This is a genomic window from Membranihabitans marinus (assembly GCF_021729155.1).
GTDB classification, from domain to species: Bacteria; Bacteroidota; Bacteroidia; order Chitinophagales; family Saprospiraceae; genus Membranihabitans; species Membranihabitans marinus.
Genome location: NZ_JAJQYA010000006.1, coordinates 110,085 through 130,679 on the forward strand (window position 1 = coordinate 110,085; position 20,595 = coordinate 130,679).

At 37.4% G+C, this 20,595-nt stretch carries 19 protein-coding genes; 12 read left to right on the top strand and 7 right to left on the bottom strand.

Going from position 1 to position 20,595, the window contains the following annotated elements; translation table 11 throughout:
- The first annotated feature begins 60 nt into the window (after positions 1 to 60).
- The 5 genes from LVD51_RS06045 to LVD51_RS06065 all read left to right on the top strand — a co-directional run bounded on the left by LVD51_RS06045 (position 61) and on the right by LVD51_RS06065 (position 7,248).
- Positions 61 to 2,763, top strand: coding sequence for a TonB-dependent receptor (locus LVD51_RS06045; protein ID WP_236970306.1), 2,703 nt, complete (start codon positions 61 to 63; stop codon positions 2,761 to 2,763).
- A gap of 20 nt (positions 2,764 to 2,783) precedes the next feature.
- Complete coding sequence (locus LVD51_RS06050) at positions 2,784 to 3,662, top strand: DUF4249 family protein (protein ID WP_236970307.1); 879 nt, start codon at positions 2,784 to 2,786, stop codon at positions 3,660 to 3,662.
- Positions 3,663 to 4,257: 595 nt separating this feature from the next.
- Positions 4,258 to 5,268, top strand: coding sequence for a zinc-binding alcohol dehydrogenase family protein (locus tag LVD51_RS06055; protein WP_236970308.1), 1,011 nt, complete (start codon positions 4,258 to 4,260; stop codon positions 5,266 to 5,268).
- A gap of 166 nt (positions 5,269 to 5,434) precedes the next feature.
- Positions 5,435 to 6,889 carry a tagaturonate reductase gene (locus LVD51_RS06060; protein WP_236970309.1) on the top strand — a complete coding sequence of 485 codons (1,455 nt, stop codon included), beginning with the start codon at positions 5,435 to 5,437 and terminating at the stop codon, positions 6,887 to 6,889.
- Positions 6,890 to 7,068: 179 nt separating this feature from the next.
- Positions 7,069 to 7,248 (top strand): hypothetical protein, encoded by a 180-nt coding sequence (locus LVD51_RS06065; RefSeq protein WP_236970310.1) that lies wholly within the window; start codon positions 7,069 to 7,071, stop codon positions 7,246 to 7,248.
- A 97-nt stretch (positions 7,249 to 7,345) separates the two neighbouring features.
- Here the strand turns inward: LVD51_RS06065 and LVD51_RS06070 are convergent, their stop codons facing one another.
- Positions 7,346 to 8,821, bottom strand: a complete 1,476-nt coding sequence (locus tag LVD51_RS06070; protein WP_236970311.1) for an arylsulfatase — start codon at positions 8,819 to 8,821, stop codon at positions 7,346 to 7,348.
- Positions 8,822 to 9,037: 216 nt separating this feature from the next.
- Complete coding sequence (locus tag LVD51_RS06075; protein ID WP_236970312.1) at positions 9,038 to 9,385, bottom strand: hypothetical protein; 348 nt, start codon at positions 9,383 to 9,385, stop codon at positions 9,038 to 9,040.
- Positions 9,386 to 9,553: 168 nt separating this feature from the next.
- Here LVD51_RS06075 and LVD51_RS06080 point away from each other — a divergent pair, with 168 nt between their 5' ends.
- From LVD51_RS06080 to LVD51_RS06105, 6 genes are all read left to right on the top strand, one after another.
- Positions 9,554 to 11,170, top strand: coding sequence for a mechanosensitive ion channel family protein (locus LVD51_RS06080; RefSeq protein ID WP_236970313.1), 1,617 nt, complete (start codon positions 9,554 to 9,556; stop codon positions 11,168 to 11,170).
- 317 nt (positions 11,171 to 11,487) lie between these two features.
- Positions 11,488 to 12,027: a PH domain-containing protein gene (locus LVD51_RS06085; protein WP_236970314.1), complete on the top strand. Its 540-nt coding sequence runs from the start codon at positions 11,488 to 11,490 to the stop codon at positions 12,025 to 12,027.
- The gene (locus LVD51_RS06090; RefSeq protein ID WP_236970315.1) at positions 12,014 to 13,675 is read left to right on the top strand and encodes a PH domain-containing protein; all 1,662 of its coding nucleotides are present in this window, start codon (positions 12,014 to 12,016) and stop codon (positions 13,673 to 13,675) included. The genes LVD51_RS06085 and LVD51_RS06090 overlap by 14 nt, the downstream gene beginning before the upstream one ends.
- 79 nt (positions 13,676 to 13,754) lie before the next feature.
- On the top strand, positions 13,755 to 14,240 hold the full coding sequence (locus LVD51_RS06095) for an RNA polymerase sigma factor (RefSeq protein ID WP_262912729.1): 486 nt from the start codon (positions 13,755 to 13,757) through the stop codon (positions 14,238 to 14,240).
- An 8-nt stretch (positions 14,241 to 14,248) separates the two neighbouring features.
- On the top strand, positions 14,249 to 15,154 hold the full coding sequence (locus tag LVD51_RS06100) for a hypothetical protein (RefSeq protein ID WP_236970317.1): 906 nt from the start codon (positions 14,249 to 14,251) through the stop codon (positions 15,152 to 15,154).
- Positions 15,155 to 15,159: 5 nt separating this feature from the next.
- Positions 15,160 to 16,197, top strand: coding sequence for a porin family protein (locus LVD51_RS06105; protein WP_236970318.1), 1,038 nt, complete (start codon positions 15,160 to 15,162; stop codon positions 16,195 to 16,197).
- Between the two features lie 5 nt (positions 16,198 to 16,202).
- Here LVD51_RS06105 and LVD51_RS06110 read toward each other — a convergent pair whose 3' ends face one another.
- The gene (locus LVD51_RS06110) at positions 16,203 to 16,673 is read right to left on the bottom strand and encodes a hypothetical protein (RefSeq protein WP_236970319.1); all 471 of its coding nucleotides are present in this window, start codon (positions 16,671 to 16,673) and stop codon (positions 16,203 to 16,205) included.
- Between the two features lie 239 nt (positions 16,674 to 16,912).
- Between LVD51_RS06110 and LVD51_RS06115 the strand changes: the two genes are divergently transcribed.
- Positions 16,913 to 17,755 (top strand): XRE family transcriptional regulator, encoded by an 843-nt coding sequence (locus LVD51_RS06115; RefSeq protein ID WP_262912733.1) that lies wholly within the window; start codon positions 16,913 to 16,915, stop codon positions 17,753 to 17,755.
- 127 nt (positions 17,756 to 17,882) lie between these two features.
- Here the strand turns inward: LVD51_RS06115 and rplI are convergent, their stop codons facing one another.
- From rplI to LVD51_RS06135, 4 genes are all read right to left on the bottom strand, one after another.
- Positions 17,883 to 18,329, bottom strand: coding sequence for a 50S ribosomal protein L9 (gene rplI, locus LVD51_RS06120; protein ID WP_236970321.1), 447 nt, complete (start codon positions 18,327 to 18,329; stop codon positions 17,883 to 17,885).
- A 28-nt stretch (positions 18,330 to 18,357) separates the two neighbouring features.
- On the bottom strand, positions 18,358 to 18,624 hold the full coding sequence (gene rpsR, locus LVD51_RS06125; protein ID WP_236970322.1) for a 30S ribosomal protein S18: 267 nt from the start codon (positions 18,622 to 18,624) through the stop codon (positions 18,358 to 18,360).
- A gap of 39 nt (positions 18,625 to 18,663) precedes the next feature.
- Positions 18,664 to 19,044: a 30S ribosomal protein S6 gene (gene rpsF / locus LVD51_RS06130; RefSeq protein ID WP_236970323.1), complete on the bottom strand. Its 381-nt coding sequence runs from the start codon at positions 19,042 to 19,044 to the stop codon at positions 18,664 to 18,666.
- 98 nt (positions 19,045 to 19,142) lie between these two features.
- Positions 19,143 to 20,348 carry a caspase family protein gene (locus LVD51_RS06135; RefSeq protein ID WP_236970324.1) on the bottom strand — a complete coding sequence of 402 codons (1,206 nt, stop codon included), beginning with the start codon at positions 20,346 to 20,348 and terminating at the stop codon, positions 19,143 to 19,145.
- Positions 20,349 to 20,595: the final 247 nt, after the last annotated feature.

The window sequence follows — 20,595 nt, forward strand, 5'->3', positions numbered from 1 at the left end:
TAGTTGGTGACTTTCGTATTTGTATAGACATATATTTTACAACATTTAAAGACAAGGTTTATGAAGGATTTTTTACTCCTATGGGGGATTATTTTAGTTTTTTCGAGCAGTGGTTTGACACAAAATGAATCCGATGTTAAGATTTCAGCATCATATAATAAGGTGTCGCTCGATCTGGTGATGCTTAATTTGGAAATAAATCATCAATTAGAGTTTGAGTATGAAGAGTCTGATATAAAAGATGTGATTATCACCGCATCCTTTAAGAAGCAACCTCTTCCATTGGCTTTAGCTATTTTGTTGAACGGGAGTGGATTGGGCTATGAAATTGAAGGGAAACGGAAGGTGACTTTGTTCCCAGAATCCGAACGCAAACCTAAAAGGTCAGCTCCCCTCACGGTCAATCGGCGTGATTTTGGTATTTCCGGGGTGATAAAGGATGGGCAAACTGGAGAGACTTTGCCCTTTGCCAATGTTTTGGTATTGGGTACTTCGATAGCTGGAAGTAGTAATGTCGATGGATTTTTTTCCCTGTTTAACATTCCCAGTGATACGGTGCTGTTGCAAGTGAGTTATGTGGGCTATCAAAATCTTATTTTTCAACTTATGCCCGATATGGATATGGAAGCCTTGGAGTTGGATATGAGTGTGGACGGGGTCAATTTGTCTCAAGTGGTAATTAGTGCTACCAAGGAAGGCCAAATGCTCAATGCTTCCACTGGTATTGGTCGAATCAGTATATCACCCATAGCTTTGGCTCAAATCCCGAGTTATGGAGAAAAGGATGTTTTTCGTTCCCTGCAATTATTGCCAGGTATCAGTGGGTCAAACGAGAGTTCGTCCGGTTTGTATGTCAGAGGGGGAACACCGGATCAAAACCTAGTATTGTTCGACGGATTTACAGTGTATCACGTCGATCATTTATTTGGGTTTTTTAGTGCTTTTAATGCCAATGCGATCAAGGATGTACAGTTGTACAAAGGTGGATTTGAGTCCAAATTTGGCGGTAGGATATCCAGCGTAGTCGATATGACGGGGAAAGATGGCAATACCGAAGAGCTCAATATGGGGTTTGGTATCAGTATGTTGAGTTTTAATGGATTTGTTGAAAGTCCTTTTCTCAATGGCAAAGGATCGGTATTGATTGCTGGTCGACGTTCATTTCAGAGTGGATTTTACAGCAATATATTTGATTCATATACCGAAGCCAATGAAACATCAACTGAGGTTAATCAAAACTTAGGGCGGAGATTTGCTCAACAAGAAGTTCAGCCAACCACCTATTTTTACGATCTCAATGCTAAAATATCCTATCGATTTAGCGATGACGATATCCTCAGTTTAAGTTTTTATAATGGAGAAGACAATTTGGATAATTCTCGAAATGTCGATCAAAATTCTTTTAATCGATTTTTTGGAGACAATAGTGCTTTGACCTTTAATCAAGAAAATACCGATTTGACGAATTGGGGGAATTACGGTAGTAGCTTAAAGTATTCCCATCGATGGAATAATAAAATGTATTCCAATGCCAACATTTCTTATTCCAACTATTTTAGCCAACGCGATCAAAGTGATGTGACCAATATAGTTCGAAATGATAGTTTGTTTGCCAATAATCGTGGAACCTATGAAAACAATGATTTAAGAGATGTCAGTTTTAAGTTGGACAATGAGTACAAGATTTCACAAAACAATCAGTTGGATTTTGGTTGGCAAACTGTGTACAATAATATTGAATATATTTTTACCCAAAACGACACCAATACCATTATCGATAGACAGGACAAAGGTGTGACCAACAGTCTATATCTCAACGATAGACATGTATTTAACGACAAATTCATCACCAAAGCCGGATTGCGGGCTTCTCATTATTCTGTGTCCAATAAGTTGTACATAGAACCTAGGTTGCACATGACCTATTTGCTGGACGAATCCATTAAACTCAAAGCGGCGACTGGTCAATATTATCAGTTTGCCAATCGAATTATCAGAGAAGATATTCAGCAGGGAAGTCGAGATTTTTGGATTTTGGCCGATGACGAAACCGTTCCGATTAGTTCTGCATGGCATTATATTATAGGGGCGAGTTACGAAGTCAAAGATTGGTTGTTTGATGTGGAGGGATATGTAAAAGATCTTTCCGGGTTATCTGAATACTCATCGCGTTATGCGTTTAGCGGTACGGGGAGAGATCGGGTTTTGGAATATGAAGAGAGTTTTTACACTGGTGATGGGATGGTAAAGGGTATTGATTTTCTAATACAGAGAAAAACAGGGAAGTTGACGGGGTGGCTAAGTTATACATTAGGAGAGGTGAAATACGACTTTCCAGAACTCAGTGCTGAGCCGTTCTATGCCAATCAGGATGTGAGACACGAGTTAAAGTTGGTGGGAAGTTATCAGTACAAATCCTTTGATTTTGGTATGACCTTTATCTATGCCAGTGGCCGACCTTATTCTGCTCCCACAGGATTTTATGAAATAGAATTACTCGATGGTTCAACCAGTGATTATTTCGAAATAAGTGACAAAAACGGACTTCGATTCGACCCTTATCATCGACTGGATTTGTCTGCTACCTATAATTTTAAATTAGGTACAAGCAAGGCCAATATTGGACTGTCTATGTTTAATGTTTACAATCGAAACAACACATGGTACAATGAATACGACATCATTGAAGGTGAAATTTTGGAGACCAAGGTATCTCTGTTGGGCTTAACCCCAAGTTTGTTTTTTAATTGGACATTGCGTTAAATCAAAAATTTAGTAAAATTATGAAATCAATATTAACTATTATAGTACAACCGATATGGGTATTTGCTTTTCTATTTTTTTCCAATGTGGCCTGTGAAAAAAATGAAAATTTGTCATCGTCACAAAAAAGCCCTGTCCTCGCAGCTTATTTATTTGCCGATCAGGGCATAGATTCCATATACATCGGAAGGAGTATTGCCTATGACGATGCCGACTCCGTAAATCATTATTTGGATAATTTAGAAGTGTTACTTTCGGATGGAGAAAATGAATATCAACTCAACTCTATCGGTGAGGGTTATTATCAAAACTTAGATTTAACTATTCAGTCAGAGCGCGATTATAAATTGTCCTTCTATTATAATGGAGAGGTCGTATCGGCGGAGACCTATATTCCAGCCAAGAAGGAAGTGGGTATTTCTGCAGAAGAAATTGAGTTGGAGAAAATCGAAGCTGGATTCTTTGGAGGTGGCGGTCCAGGCGGAGGATTTGGCGGTGGGTTCAATGGAGATGAAACTGATCCCATTGAACTAACATGGGACAATAGCGAGGCCGATCATTATTATGTTGTGATTAAAAATATTGAGGAAGAAATTGAGTATATCAATGAAAATATAGCTCTTTTCGATGATGAAAACGGGGGCCGGAGACGATTTTCATTTATTACTGAGCCTGAGATTATGGATGTATATCGAATTGATCCTCGTATTGAGTTGACTCAATACGGCACCTATGAAATTATTGTATATCGCGTGAATCCGGAATATGTGACGCTTTATGAAAACTCAAGTAATTCGACTTTGTATTTAGAAAAACCAGCTACCAACGTGGTGAATGGTTTGGGCATCCTCACCGGTGTCAATAGTGATACTTTGTATTTAGAAGTGGTAGAGCCATAGTCAAGTGGCGGTAGAATCCCACAAAAATAAATGTTGTGATTCGTATTTATGGATTAAACACGGATAATGGTTGAATGAATCTCTCTGCATAATTTTGTCGTTAATACCCAGATGCCCCAATTTGACTTTGAAATTTGAGAGATTCATCTCACCAGTGATTAGTAGTATTGGCCTCATGTCGATTGGGTCCTGACCTTATATTAGGTCTATGTTTTCAATAATATAAAAGGGGTGTTTTTTGGGGCTGAAGTGAAAAACACAGGAGGATAAAGGGGGGGATTTTTAACCTAAGATACTATGCAGGTTATTATGCATCACTCGGATTTACAATTCCATGGGGAGTTACTCTATTTCACATTTTAATATAATGTTTTTGCATAGTATGTGATTTAGATAAGTTTTTTGAAAAAATCAGGTTGATGATATGGAATAGTATTTTGTTATATTGCCTAATTGCAAGTGAATTAAATTGATGTTGTGTTGATTTTGTTTATTTTAGCTTATTAATAATTTAAGTGGATGGAATTAAGTTTTGAGTGTTCGATTTGGAGCCTCGTTATAAATTTTCCTTGATTTAAAATAAATAAAATATTGAATGCAATATATAGTATGTGATCAACCGGGTAGTTTTTCGATAAGAGAAAAGGAAAAACCTGTTAGACAGCCTGGCCAGGCCTTATTGAAAGTGTTGAAAGTGGGGATATGTGGAACAGATATTCATGCCTATGGAGGCAATCAAGCTTATTTTACTTACCCTAGAATTTTAGGCCATGAATTGGCTGCTGAAGTTGTGGAAATAGAAGATCATTCCAATATTGATGTAGGAGATCGAGTGGCCATCATGCCCTATGTAAGTTGTGGTAAATGTGGTGCATGTCGCAGTGGTAAGACCAATTGCTGTTCTTCCATTTCTGTTTTGGGTGTACATGTCGATGGAGGTATGCAGGAATATATGGTCATAGATACTTCATTGTTGTTGCCCGCCAATCATCTATCTCTCGATGAAATAATGATCATAGAGCCATTGGCTATTGGAGCCCATGCCATGAGAAGGGCAAATATCCAAGTAGGTGAAACAATAGTAGTAGTCGGAGCAGGTCCCATAGGTATGGGCATTGCTAAGCTCTCCCAGTTGGCTGGTGCTAGAGTTATTCTAATGGATATGAATCACGATCGACTTAACTATGCAGAACAAGAATTGGGGATAACTTATGTTGTAAATGTTAGGCATCAACCTTTGGAATCTATAAAAAAATGGACGAATGGGGAGTTGGCAGATGCGGTATTTGATGCTACTGGTCATAAAGGGGCCTTGGAGCAAGGTATTCAATATATGGGCCATGGTGGCAGATATATATTGGTAGGACTTTCAAAAGGTGATTTGACTTTTAATCATCCGCAAATTCATGCCAAAGAATCGACGATCTTATGCAGCAGAAATGCCAATAGAATAGATTTTGAATATGTAATGAAAGCACTTCCAGCCTTTCCCAGTCAGTCCTATATTACACATTCTTGTGATTATGAAGAGATAAATAAACATTTTGAATCTTGGATAAAACCAGATGCCGGAGTCATGAAAGCTTATCTCAATTTTGATAAATGATAATGTAATAATTTTTATGGATAAAAGCTTTGTCTTTTTTTTCAAAAAAAATCATTTAATTTATTTTTATTCCAGATTTATTTGAAATTGATTTTATGTCATTTTAGGGCTTAAATCTTTGTACCTTGTGTGCGTTTAATAACAGTCCTCAATATTTAAAACTTAAATGAAAACACTCAATAGACAAAATTCTAATCTAGATACTGTGTCTCCTGAACGAATTATGCAATTCGGTGGTGGCAATTTTTTGAGAGCTTTTACTGATTGGATGATTGATATCCTCAACGATAGTACGGATTTTTCGGGTTCTGTAGTTATTGTTAAACCGACAGAGCGGGGGGATTACAGCGATTTAGATGCTCAAGATGGATTGTATCATTTAGCCTTAGATGGGGTTCAGAATGGTCAAGTATTGTCTGATGTAGTGATGGTTAAATCAGTAAGTAGAACGATTCAGCCTTATACTCAATGGGATGATTTTATGGAATTGGCTACTTCAGAGGATTTAAGATTTATTATTTCAAATACTACAGAGGCTGGTATTCAATTTTCGAGCAAGGATAAATTGACTGATCAACCCCCTCACGAATTTCCGGGTAAATTGACCCAATGGTTGTATGCCCGATTTAAGTATTTTAATGGAAATTCTGAAAAGGGCTGTATTATCTTACCCTGTGAGTTGATAGAAAATAATGGAGACGCACTACATGATGTGGTATTGCAATATGCAGATAGTTGGGAGTTGGGCGAAGATTTTGTCCAGTGGGTGAATGAGTCAAACTATTTTTACAATACTCTGGTAGACCGTATTGTTTCTGGGTTTCCAAGTAAGAGAGGAGTACAGTTGTTGGAAAGAGTGGGCTATAAGGATAAAATGTTGGTTGCCGGTGAGTTTTACCACAATTGGACCATTCAAGGACATCCAATTATTCAGTCTGAGTTGCCATTTGATAAAACGGATTTGAATGTTCATTTTGTAGATAATTTGGCCGATTATCGAGAGTTAAAAGTTAGAATTCTTAATGGGGCTCATACATCTTTGGTTCCCGTGGGGTATTTGGCGGGAGTAAGGACGGTAAAAGAGGCCATGAGCCATGAATATTTAGAGAAATTCGTTCTCAATGTACTACAACAAGAAGTAAAACCGACTCTTGTCAATATATCTGAAGCTGAAAAACAGAGTTTTATCAATTCTGTGATTGATCGATTTAAGAATCCGACATTGGAGCATAAATTAATGGATATCTCATTAAATAGTTTCTCCAAATTCAAGGCTAGATTGTTGCCGGCCTTCACCGATTATGTGGCCAGTAATAATACTTTCCCCAAGGGTATCGCTTTTGCACTTACATCGATGATATTGTTTTATAAAGGAAGTTTTCAAGACGAAGCCATTGAGTTGAGGGACGATGCCCAAAATCTCGCTTTTGCATTTAATGTGTGGACGGAATACGATGAAGATCAATATGAGTTAAGACAGGTGATTGAGCGTTTCTTAATTGAATTGGATGTGATGAAAGTTCCTGGGTTGGATGGCAAATCTTTGTTGGATTTTATGGAGAAGATTGCCCTCGGTATATTGGCAGATGGGGTGGAAGCGACATTGAAAGCCAGTTTGTAGATCGGACGTTTATGGGTGATTCAATACAAAGAGCATAAAGATATATGCTATGCCTTGTGTCTAAAATATTTTGGATTGAGACATAAAGGGTACAGTCCTACAGGGACGACATATTACCAGAAGGTGAGCGAGCGAAATACGTAGTATCCAATGTCCTGAACATGACTGAATGTAACTGAATGAAGTCACGTAGTGACCAAATACCCTCAATGGATGACCGAATGCAGTACGAAGTACCAAAGGTCGTAAATCGACCTTTGATGAGGGAACCACGACCACTGTGTCGTGGGTGGGGATGCCAGGATGAAGGCGCCAATGCCTCTGCGCATTGGGAGGGAGAGGAAAGAGCAACCAGATGAACTAAATGTTCATCTGATGAAGGAGTCACGACCACTGTGTCGTGGTTCCCTCGCCGAAGGTCGATTTACGACCTTCGGTGCTTCGCACTTCGCTCAGTCAGCCATTATATGCCGTTGCGTCAAATGTGAATACCTTAGACGATGTTCTTTCCTTTTTGGCAATATTCAAGAGCTCTTCTACCATTTCTGGCATTTCTTCCGATAAATCTTGGCTTTCACCCGGATCCTTGACAATGTTGTACAATTCTATTTTAGCTTGTTCTGGTTTGAGAACATTGTAATACACTAATTTAAAATCACCTTTTCTAAGGGCTATTCGACCCCCTCTCTCGTGAAACTCCCAATACATATGTTCGTGCTGTTCTTGATCCTCAGCTGAACCCATAAGGGTAGGCAAAATAGATAATCCATCCATTTCATGTGGGGAATCCTCTACCCCTAACAAATCCATTATCGTAGGATAAAGATCCCAAAAGGCAGCCATTTGATCGGTAACTCCGGCTTTTATTTTCTTGGGCCAATTGAATATTGTTGGAACTCTAATTCCTCCTTCATATAGATCTCTCTTGTATCCCCGGTAAATGGAATTGGAATTGAAGAAGTCGGGATCAGCACCTCCTTCCTGATGAGGACCGTTGTCCGATGAAAATACAATCATGGTTTGATCTCTTATACCCAATGAATCCAGTAAGTCTACGATTTCTCCAACTTGCCGATCCAATATCTCCACCATGGCTGCAAAAGCCGCTCGAGGATGGGTTTGTGACCCATAACCCCCCAATTTATAGTTTGGTCCATCATCGGTGCCATTGTAAGTCTTTTCTTCGACCAACAATGATTTGTATTTATCCATAATTTCCTTGGGTGCTTTTAATTCAGCATGTGGAATAATGGTAGGTCTAAACATAAAAAAGGGCTGATCACGATGATCTTTTATAAATTGTAAAGCTTGATTCTGGATATAATAAGGGGCGTAATCTCCTTCCCCTCGGCCTTGATTCTGCGGCAAATCTACTTGTTGTTGATTGTCCCATAAATAGTATGGATAGTAGTTATGTCCTATGCGCTGACAGTTGAATCCATAAAATTTATCTACCCCTTGGTTTACAGGATCACCTTCAGATCCCGGATATCCAAGCCCCCATTTCCCAAAAGCACCAGTGGCATATCCCTGATCTTTAAAAAACTCAAATAAAGTAGTGATTGAATCCGCTAGGGGATATTGACCTTCCGGTTTTACTTCTCGATTGCCTCTGATGAAGGTATGTCCTGTGTGTTGACCAGTGACCAAAACCGACCGCGAAGGAGCGCAAACTGTACTTCCAGAATACATCTGAGAAAAAAATAATCCCTCCTTAGCCAGACGGTCTATGTTGGGAGTCTCAAAATGTTCTTGCCCCAAAAAACTGAGATCCCCATAGCCCAAATCGTCGGCCAATATAAATACAATATTGGGCGGACCTTCTTCCTCCCTTGGCGTTTCCGATGGTTGAGAACACGACGTCATGGAAAGTATAATTATAAATGGAAATATTCCATATACCGATTTAATAAAGGGTGTTAGTCCTGTCATACCTGTGTTTGTTTTTTCAAGATGAAAATATTACAAAAGATATGATTTTAGACATTAGAGGATGTAAAATTTAAAAAAAGCCATTCTGCCGTTGCAAAATGGCTTAGACATAAAAAGAATGTTACTGACTTAAATTCTTATATGATTATTTGTTTCTTTAGTTCGGGGACTAGACTTTTCGCCGTCCTAGTTGTCTTATGCCAATTGCATGTGGTATTACACTTTTAGGTCGAACAACACCTTGAGATTGTATATTCTATTGGCCTCGATACCCATTTCCATGATATCTGTTTTCTTGTAATTCATTCGAGCTTTGATAAATTGATCAAGTTTTGGCGTTCTAGAATCCGTTTTCAAAACAACAATCTCTCCATCCGTAGTTAGAAAAAATGAAATGCGTACATTCTCATTGATATCTTGTCCCAAATCAGGAGATTTTAACAACTCTTTTACGTAGTTTCGAAGTTGTTGGTTGGGATCTATATCCATACTTTTGGCCGTTGTCATCTGAATAGTACAAAGAACAAAAAATAGAAGGGCAAAAAACGATTTAATACGATACATAGCTGGTAATTTTAAGATGAAATAAATATTGATTTTTTTTTGACTTTAGTATATTTTCTTTATGTTCTCAAGTATGGTTAAGACGCAGATATGTCTCTAAACGTTGCACAAAAAAACTATAAAATGACTAATCCTATGTTTTTTAAGATGAAACCCTCAATTTTTTCGATGAATAATTTTTCTTTTCTACAAACCGCAAAAATAATTCTACTTTTGTGGATGATATTGGGCAGCCATTTCCTTGTGGCTCAGGATTTTCAACCAGATTTGTCCAATCCATATAACTCGGTAAAAACCCATCTCTATTTTTTACAATCCGATCACTACGAAACATCAAAAGCAGCTTTGCCTTTTGAAGACTATAGTGAAGATGAGACAGATGCTATAGAAAACGCGATAAAACTTAAGCAGATATTGGATGGACAAGGTCTTTATGTATATATGAATACCCTGCCCAAAGATGCCGACTATACCGATACCTCATCATTGTCAGATACCTATACTTTGTTCCCAGATAAATTGCCCATAGTATATCTCGAGCGCAAAAACAAACAATGGGTTTTTTCGCAGGAAACCATCGCTGCCATTCCAAACCTACATCGAGAGACCTACCCTTTTGGGACTAGTTTCTTGATGGATATGCTGCCGGTAAAGTCAGGTAAAAAATTTATGGGATTTTTTCTTTGGCAAATCTATGGCTTGCTTTTCGCTATTGTAATTTGTATTCTCCTTTACTGGGTCTTTAAGTGGTTGGTAAGAAAGTTGTTTAATTTTATTTCCAATCGTTTTACTGACACCATATTCGCGCAACAATTAAAGAGCAATTCCGATAGGTTTATTAAATTGCTAAGTCTGATTTTTGTTTTTACGGCTATGCGTATCGTTATTGCCATTTTACAATTCCCCATTGAATTTAGTCGATTCTTAATTATTGGTCTGCGCATAGCTACTACTATTCTTGTAGTGATGTTGTTTATTCAGGTTTCCAATTTTATAAAATTGTATTTGATTAAGTGGTCATCAAAGACCGATAGTTTAACCGATGACCAGTTGGTGCCCATCGTGGATAGTATTCTCAAACTCATTATTATTACCTTGGGTGTGATACAGGTATTGCGCCTCATGGATGTCAATGTGACGGCCCTGATTGCCGGTGTTTCTTTAGGTGGTTTGGCTATTGCCTTGGCGGCACAGGATACGGTTAAGAACCTCTTGGGTTCCATCACTATCTTTTTGGATCGGCCATTTAAAGTAGGGGATTGGGTCATTAATGGAGAAATTGAAGGGGCAGTTGAAGAAGTGGGTTTTAGAACTACTAAGATTCGAACCGTGGATAGTTCTCTAATCTCTATCCCCAATGGCAATATTGTCAATACTTCGGTTAAAAATATGGGACTCAGACATTTTCGACTTTACAATACCGTTTTGGGATTGCAATATGATACTCCGGTTAGCAATTTTGAAAGTTTTATGGAAGCATTAAAATCCTATATTCAAAATCATCCTAATCTGGATCACGAAAATTATTGGGTGTACTTTACCACCTTTGATAGTTCTAGTTTAAATATTATGTTTAGAGTGAGAATCCTTACCAATAATTTTGCTGAGGAATTAACAATTAAGGAGGAAATTAATTTTGGTATTATGCGCTTAGCGGAAGCAGCCAACGTGTCCTTTGCCTTTCCTTCGCGAACCATATACATGGACTCTGGAGATAATGTGATTTCACCACCAGATTCTGGAAAAATGCAGGAAATTATCCAGGCCTTAAAGAATAGGCAATAAGTCTATCCTATTAACATATAAGGTATAAATACATAGTTCTTGAAGATTGAAACCATTATTTTTATCAAGGGAAATAAGCCATTGATGCGTTTAAGTATGAATCAATTCTTGCCCTTATGATGTCAAAAATGATATTTTCAATTTTGTAGGATGGTCCTTGCTGCAGTGTTTTCAATCCATGAAAGGGTGTAAATAAAATTGAATTACTCAATATATAAACAAGTGTAATAATTAATTACGGGCAGTAGTATTGGTCAGAAGATTGAATATTTAAAAATCCAGCTTAGACCAAATACTTAATGATTATATTTGTATATATGAAAAATGAAATTCCTTTTTATAATCATTTTGTAAATGTCGAGGATTTGCCTCAGACAGGGCCAGATGATTTTCAGCCGATAGAATCCGAATACTTCTATGTGAAGTTGGCTTCCGTTTTTATGTTTTTTATTATGAGTGGATTTTTATTGGCCATGTTTGTCATTTTTTCTGACTTTGACTTATACTCGAAGTTGTATCTACTTTTGGGCTATTTACTTGTCCATATTCTTTGGGCTATTTTGGTTCGCTTGGAATTCAAACAGCGGGGCTACGCCATAAGAGAGCAGGACATTGCTTATCGACGGGGATTTATTTTTAGAACCAGACAATACCTGCCTTTTCGCAGAGTGCAGCATTGTAAGATTTCCGAAGGACTTATTGAAAGAGTTTTCAATTTTGCTACCATCATTGTTTCTGCTGCCGGTGACGACATCGTTATTCAAGGGCTTAGACCTGAGGTGGCTCAATCTCTCCAAAGTTATATTAACGAACGCGTAGATGCACTTAATAAGGAAATGAAGAATGGAAGCAATTAAATGGACCCGTCTCGCCTCACCAGCAGTGGTGGTTAAAGTAATCGCAGCCCTGCGCAGCTATGCACTACTGGCTGTTTACTTCTTCTATCGCGCCTTCAATCGGATGGAGGACGAATCTATTTGGGGCAATATCAATCTCTTATTCGATTTCTTATTAAATGTTTTTCCCGCTTTTCTCATCGTCCTCGTTGGGGTCATGGAATATCGCAAATTTAAATATGCTTTAAGCCCTGAAAATTTGCGTATAGAGCAAGGTTGGTTGCGCAAGGAAAAAAAGATGATTCCTATCGATAAGATACAATCCGTACAGATAGAGCAAAATCTTCTGTACCGTTATCTCAATATTTATATGGTGAAAATAGATACCATAGGAGAAAAGGAAGTCGAAGTGGAAATAGGGGGAGTGTTGAAAGAAGAAGCTTTGGATATTAAGAGCCAAGTGCAGCAGTACAAAACTTCTATCGATGTGGAGGAGGACGAGGAAGAGGTCGACATAGAAGACGAAATTCCCTATGCCCTTGATCATCAACAGGTGATGAGATATGGTATCACTGAAAATATATTATGGGTGCTGACCCCGTTAACCTTAGCGAGTATATTGATCTATCGTTTATTTGATGCCAGTGATTTAGAGAATGTTAATATCGGCATGGTCTTTAAAATTATTTTTGGGGAGATTGATGAGTTGGGAATCAATGGAGGTAGAGATCAATATATATCTTATTTGCTGTTGTATGGATTGGTTTTTGGAACCTTTTCATCGGCTATGGTTTTAATCAATCGCATTACGGGATTGTTTAATTTTAAATTGTTTTTGCGTTCTACAGAAATATTCATTCAACGGGGATTAATCAATAAATTTGAAGTGATTATTCCCCATCGAAAAGTGCAATACGTTACTTGGTATACCAATCTGATTCGAAAAAAATTGGGTATATATACCTTTAATTTTAAATTTTCAGGTCATCGTCGAACCCTAGGTGCCGATGCCATCATTCCATTTTTTAATGAAGATCAAGTGGACACTTTTCTAGAGCCTTATCTCATGTATCAGGGCAAAGCGCTTGATTTAGCACATCGGTCTCCTTATTTTATTGAGGAAAAAGCAGAGGTCTCAGAAGAGGATGAAGGCCTAGAGTCAGAAGAAAAAACGGATATTGCCACTGATGGCTTCAGGGGATTAAGTCGGTTAATGGAGGTAGCAGAAGACAAAGTCCTAGAATTTGGAATATCCAAAGCTTATGTAATTAGAAACTTTATATTGGCTAAATTACCGGTGGCGGCATTGTTGATTGCTATTGCTTATTATATTCATCCCTACCTTTTTTATGTTGCTTTTTTACTACCTATTTATTTCTTTATTCACAATATGATCTTTGTGAAAAATTATAAACTCTATTTCTATAAGGATGAGTTAATGATAAAAAAGGGAGTGTGGGGACTGAGGACAATCGTGTTGAAATGGGAGAAGATTCAGAAAGTTTCTTTTCGCCAAAGTCCATATCAACAACGCAACCAATTGGTAAATTTGACCTTGGGTACAGCGTCTTCCCATATTGCCATCCCATATATGGATTTAGCCTTGGCAGAAGCAGTGAAAGACTATGGTCTGTATAAAACCGAGATAAGTAAACGCCAGCTTTTTTAAACTGATGATTTCAGTTTAATTTGATATATTTTTTTATCGGTTGTAACTTTTGATCACACCTCTACGTCTATGCTACACAATGAGCCGAAACGAATATAATAATTGCGTAGATCTATATTCAGACAGTTTGTACAGATATTGTATGAAGCTGACGAGTAGTGAAATGGATGCAGATGATTTGGTTCAGATCGCTTTTCAAAAATTATGGGAAAATCACGATAAGCTGGAGATGGTAGTGGCCAAGTCGTGGTTGTACAAAACGGCTTATCGATCGATGATTGATGCCTTTAGAAAAGACAAAAGAAATAGAGAATATATTAAATCCCAACAAGGGGATGTAGAATACAGTCAGACAAGGTATGAGAATAGGGATTTAATCCACCGTGCTTTTGAAGAATTGACGGAAGAACAAAAGAACCTTATTATGCTCAGAGATTATGAAGGGTATTCCTATAACGAAATTTGTGAAATCACAGGATTGACCTTGTCCAATGTAAAGATTATACTTTTTAGAACCCGTAAACTATTAAAAGCAAAATTGGAAAAGTGGGTTGTAAATGAATAAAAAATTAAATGATGAAGATTACTAGAGATAATTACGAAATATATGCTTTAGATTATCTAGAGGGCCAGTTGGATCCTGAGATTCATCAGGAATTTTTATCTTTTTTGGCTTCCAATAAAGATATATCGGATGAGTTGGAGGGTTTTACTATGGTGACCCTGCCAGTGGAGGAAGATATTGTATATGGAGATAAGGATTTACTCTATAAAAAATCCAATAAGTTGTTTGGTCTCTTCTTTCTCTATCCCAATCTCAATGTGGCCGCGGCCATCGCGCTGTTATTGGCCATGAGTATTGGTTGGATGATGTTTCAAAACAATGGACAGAACCGACCCAATCTGTCTGAGCAAATGGCTACAGAAACCGAAGTATTGGATGATTCTATGGAGATCCAATCACCCAATCAGCCCCTGCCATTACAAGATAAGAGCAATGATGTGGCTGTAAAACCGATAGAATTGCCAGAAGTTAGCCCAGAGACAGATCCTCGTGAGCTCAATACATCGGCGGCCAGTAAGTCTCATTCTTCAGGATCACAAATATTTAATCCCAATAATGACGGCGATCTAGCCCATCATGAGACCATAAAAGATAGCGAATCAAAAACCGACACTGAAGGTCGAAAATTATCTTCAAACGCATTTGTAGGAGAAGATAATACGGCAGGTGAAGGTGATGTAGCCGTCAGTCTCCATGAAGAAAATAATATAAAACTGTTGCCTACAATGATTCCGTCTCGGATGGTCAATCTGGAAAGAGATCTGACGGCATATATGGTTAAATATGAGGATTTAAAAAGACATAAAACTAGTTTTGAGATTCATATACCAGGAGAACTTTTGTCCGATACCTGGACGGACATGAGTTTTATTCACTTGAAAGAAAAGTTATTACCGGAGTTTATTAAAAATTAGTCATCATGAAAATATTATCAATATCAGTATGGTTGTCCATCATTATATATTTGTTGTCCGTCACTGAGGTAGTGGCTCAAGATCAACCAAAGACTTCCCCCACACCTAGTCAAAAAGAAGTGTTAGAAATGCGGATTGACAGCTTGGTGAATCGGGTAATGGAAAAAGTAATGGAAACTAAAAATGATACATTTAGAGCTGAATTAGAGTTGGCTTTGAGAGAAGTTTTAGCTGAAATGGATGAAATAGAAATCGATTTGGAAGAGGAAATCAATGAAGCGATTGAAGACGCCATAGAAGATGAAATGGAATCTGATTTAGAAACCGATATCGAGGATGAAATAGAATCCATGGTTGAGGAAGCTCTGGAGGGATTGGACATTAGCATCAAGAAAAAAGATAAACCTCTCAAAAATGTAAAAACGAGATGGATAATGTTTGATTTGGGTTTTGCTACCTATATCAATGACGGGACATTACCTGAAATAAGTGGTGTTAATCCAATGGAGCCAGATATTCTCAATTCTGTGAGTTGGAATCTACATATCATGAAACAACGGATTAATATAATCGATCATCATATTAATTTAATCTACGGCGTGGGATTGTCTTATAATTACTATGGATTTTCGGAGAATGTTACCCTAGATGCCAATGCGCCTGAGGTAAGTTTTGACCTCGATGATGAAAATAGCAGTTCATATAAGAAAAATCATTTGAGAGCTGCTTATTTACACCTGCCATTGATGTTGAATTTTGAAAGCAATCCATTGAAAAAAAGTAAGAGTTTTCACTTCAATGCTGGAGTATACGGCAATGTATTGCTCGGTGCGAAGACAGTGCAAAAAACCAATGAGACCAAAATAAAAGTGAAAGATAAATTTCACTTAAATAACTTTCAGTATGGTTTATTGGCCAATATAGGTTACGGACCGGTGACATTTTACGGTACTTATGGATTAAATGAATTATTTAAATCCAGTAAAGATGCCGGTTATACGGTTACACCTATAACCTTTGGTATTCAGATTCTACCATTTTAGTAGATTTAGCTAGATTTATGTTCTTTGATCCAATTTTTCAAGGCGGCTTTGCCTTCCTCAGTGATGAGTCGGGCTTGTATTGGCCATGAACTGGGATCGTGGAGAGAGTAAGTAGATCCTGCACTATTCAATATTTTATTTAAGGTGTCTAGGGAGGTGGTAGCCAGTTGTTCAAAACTGAGAATGTTGTGCGTGTGGAGTAATTCCTGAATTTTGGGACCTATGCCATCGATAGCCGTAAGATTGTCTGTGTTGTCGGGGCTGGGCACGAAGATGTCATTGGCCTTGTAGCCTTCTAGGAGGCGTTCTACGTGTTGCTCTAATCGTTCAATTTCATTTTCTTTTTCAATCAATATGGCGTTTAAGGTGTCCAAATCTTTGGTCAATTGTCTGCATTGTCTATTGGCCAAAAAATAGCCAGTAATAGCGCCTAGACCAAAAAAGATAAATTGAGAAGCTGGAGTGGATAATGCCATGATAAATTGTGTTTGACAATTAATAAATATCGAATACAAAAGGAAGATTATTGACGATATAGAATCTATCCATTGAATATTTGCAGCTATCATTGATGTAATATTCTAGATTTCTAAATCATTAATATAGTGAAATTTCATGGATTCTACGAGTTTTTCTGTCGGTATTATAGTTGGTTTTACAGTCAATTTTTTATGTGCAATTGTCGACTTATTCGACATATTTTGTATATTTAATGATGATTGCTCAGAATATTAAATATTTGCGAAAGCAAAAAAAGTGGACTCAACAGGATTTGGCCGATAAATTGGACTTGCCTAGAACAACTCTCGGTGACTATGAAAGGGGTAAAACTGAACCAAGTATTCCCATGTTGGTATTGTTGGCACAAGCCTTTGATGTGGATATTGATGCTTTGATTAGACAGCCACTGTATGAAATCAAGACAGAGGTTGGAAGGACGATAGATAAAAAAGGAAGAGGAGACGAGAAAGGGAAGCAGACAGAGGAGTCTGAAGGAAAAATTGCAACGGAAGGATATACTCTCAACCGGGGATATCAATCTAATGGATATATATCCTATGGCACGGTAGAGTTGGTGGAAAGCAAGGCGGAGGCAGGGTATTTAGAAAGCATGAGTGACCCTGAATTCGTTAAAGATTTGCCTAAAATACATATCCCCAATTTGCCTAAAAATTATTATCGAGGATTTGAGATCAATGGGGATTCAATGTTGCCATTAGAATCGGGGACGTTAATAATATCAACTCTTGTATCCAATTTATCTGAAGTGAAACAGGATAAAACCTATATTATTATCACTAAAAGGGAAGGTTTAGTCTATAAAAGGCTTGCGATCAATCCGGGTAAGAATTATTTTACAGCTTATTCGGATAATAGTTTATATCCTCCCTATCAGATCAATTTCGAAGATATAGCCGAAATTTGGCAGTACTATGCTCATATTGGATTTAGCGATCAACGCGGATTAACTTACGACAATTCCATAGAAGATAAATGGTCTAAAATGGAGTCCATGGTTGAAGAAATTCACAAAAATGTGGTTAAAGTAAAAGATTGAATCAACATATGTATATATTTAAATATGTATATATTATCATTATTGATTTCAAGTAGTTTATAGACATAAAAAAAGCGTTTGTACCGATTGGGCACAAACGCTTTATAAGATAATATCTATTGGAGAATTACTCTTGAATTACTTCAAACGCAATACTTCCTTGTACATTTTTGTGGAAGTGAATTACTGCAGTATAGCTACCCAATGTTTTTACTTCTTCAGGTAATTCTATTTTCTTACGCAATACTTCTACTTGTAATTGATCTTGCAATGCTTGAGCTATTTGAAGGTTGGTTACGCTACCGAAAATTTTGCCTTCAGCACCTGCTTTGGCTCCAATTTTCAATGACTTGCCTTCCAATGAGTCGGCGATGGCTTGATAATCGGATAATTTTTCCAATTCTTTTTGCTCTTCTCTTTGTCTAAGGTGTTCTAAAGTTTTTAGATTAGACTGGTTGGCAGATAAAGCCAATCCTTGAGGAAGCAAATAGTTTCTAGCATAGCCTGGTTTTACTGAAACCACTTCATGCTTTTCGCCTAATTTTTCTACGTCTTTTAATAATATAATTTCCATTATAAACTGTTTTTGAAAGTGGTCAATTTTATTTTAACAAATCAGTTACGTAAGGTAAAAGAGCCAAGTGTCTTGCTCTTTTAACAGCTACAGACAACTGACGTTGGTATTTTAATGAATTACCTGTAATTCTTCTAGGCAATATTTTACCTTGTTCGTTTAAAAACTTTTTCAAAAACTCTGGATCTTTATAATCGATATGTTTAATACCGTATTTCTTAAATCGACAGTATTTCTTTTTCTGTTGTCCAATATTTGGATTGGATAAAAATTTGATATCGTCTCTATTTGCCATTTTGATTCGAATTTAATTTTTTGAATAATGCTTATTTAATTAAGCGTTTTCTTTTTCTTTGGATTCTGATTTTTCAGCGCTCTTTTTGCCGATAAGCCCTTTTCGCTTGTCGTCATTGTATTTTACGCCAAATTTCTCCAACTTAATAATTAGGTGTCTGATCACTCTTTCGTCACGTTTCATTGCTAATTCGATCTTTTTGACGATCTCACCATTCTCTGAATTAAATTCGATGCTAAAGTAAGCACCTGTAGATCTCTTGGCAATAGGGTAAGCCAAAGGCTTAAGTCCCATATCCTCTACTGCAACGATCTGACAATTTTCATTTTTCAAATGGTCAGAATAGTTGCTAGCCGTAGCTTTGATCTCGTCGTTTGATAAAACGGGATCTACGATAAATGTAACTTCGTATGTCCGCATGGATTCTAAAAATTTTGTAGCTCATCTCTAAGTTATAGATGAACGCGGTTAAATAAATGGAGCGCAAAGGTAATAATAATTATTTATAAAACAACAGGTTATTCTATTTTACGTATCCAACTTAATGGTAGATTGGGTGAATACTGCCCTAATAGTATGGGATTCTGCTCATTTTTGGTGTATGTCCTGACCTCGTTTCTTATATAATTGTATAGTTCGTCTATGGTGACCATGTCGTTGTGGTCGGCATCGGCGTAACCCTGTAGACCTTGAATGAGGTAATAAGAAAATACTCCCTGACGGAGGCCGCTGGATTCCTTTGAGAACTCTTCTTCCTTGGAAGACAATAAGAAGGCAGTGCTCTCTTGGGTCTTCATAAGGGCTTGGTAGAATTTGTCAATATTTACATCGTTGCCATCTCTGGACGCCATAAGACTTCCGCTGAAACAGGCATCGGCCATGAAAATTCTTTTTTGGGACTTGGACTGGGATAGAAAATTTTGCAAATTGTAATAAGATATTTTATGTCGGTAACCATCAGAATCCACAGGTAGGAAATATCCATTGAGGCCGTGACCGGCAAAATAACAAATGACCACATCGTTTTCGTCGGCTTTTGTGGTTATTTCTTCCATGGCATGATAGATGTTTTCTTTGGTTGCACTCTCATCGATGAGGATGCGAATGTTTTTCTCTGGAACTGCTCCTCCCTCTGGACTTTTAAAGAAGGCATATACTCTGTAGGCGTCGTCGTCTGAATATTTTAAGGTTTTAAAATTTTCATATCGCGATATCCCTACAATGACTAAATAAATATTGACACTGGTATTGAGTACTTCTGAGGTTGCTGGACTTACTTCATTGGTTTTGGGTAGGAGCTTGCCATCCCGCCATTTACCGCTATAGACTTTGCCACTTTTTTTAATTAAGCTTCCCGGTCCATTGGGGCTGTCTTTGATAAAATGACCGGAAAACAAATCCCCATTGGCAAAAAAGTATTTACCTTCTCCTTCCATCCTATTGTTTTGGAATGATCCGAGATAGGAGGCGCCATTGTGAAAGTTCATTTTTCCTTTACCTGACTTTAGTCCATTTTGCCAATCTCCTTCATATACGTTTCCCGATATGGAGACCAATACTCCTGTCCCGTGGTATTTTCCACCATGAAATTCACCTGTGTAGGTAGATCCATCTGTGTTTTTTTGAATTCCGTGTCCAGAGATACAATCGCCTTCAAGACATTGTGCCCAGATAGTGCAAGGCAAAGCGAATAACAGAAGCAATAATGATTTTACATTTAGCATGGGTAGTTTTACATTTATTGGTATAAGCAGAAACTTCGATTACTCTTTGGTCGGGAGATTTAATGCACTTTTGCCATTAAACCATATTGAGGATAAGGGGGATTATTTAAACCGAAAATTTATATGAATAAGTATAGAGGAGACTGTTAAATAGTTTTCATTAATTATTATGAATAAACTAAAACCATGGTGTTTTAACTGAATCGCTGGAGTAAACCGGAAAATGGAAACATTTTTCCATGGTTGA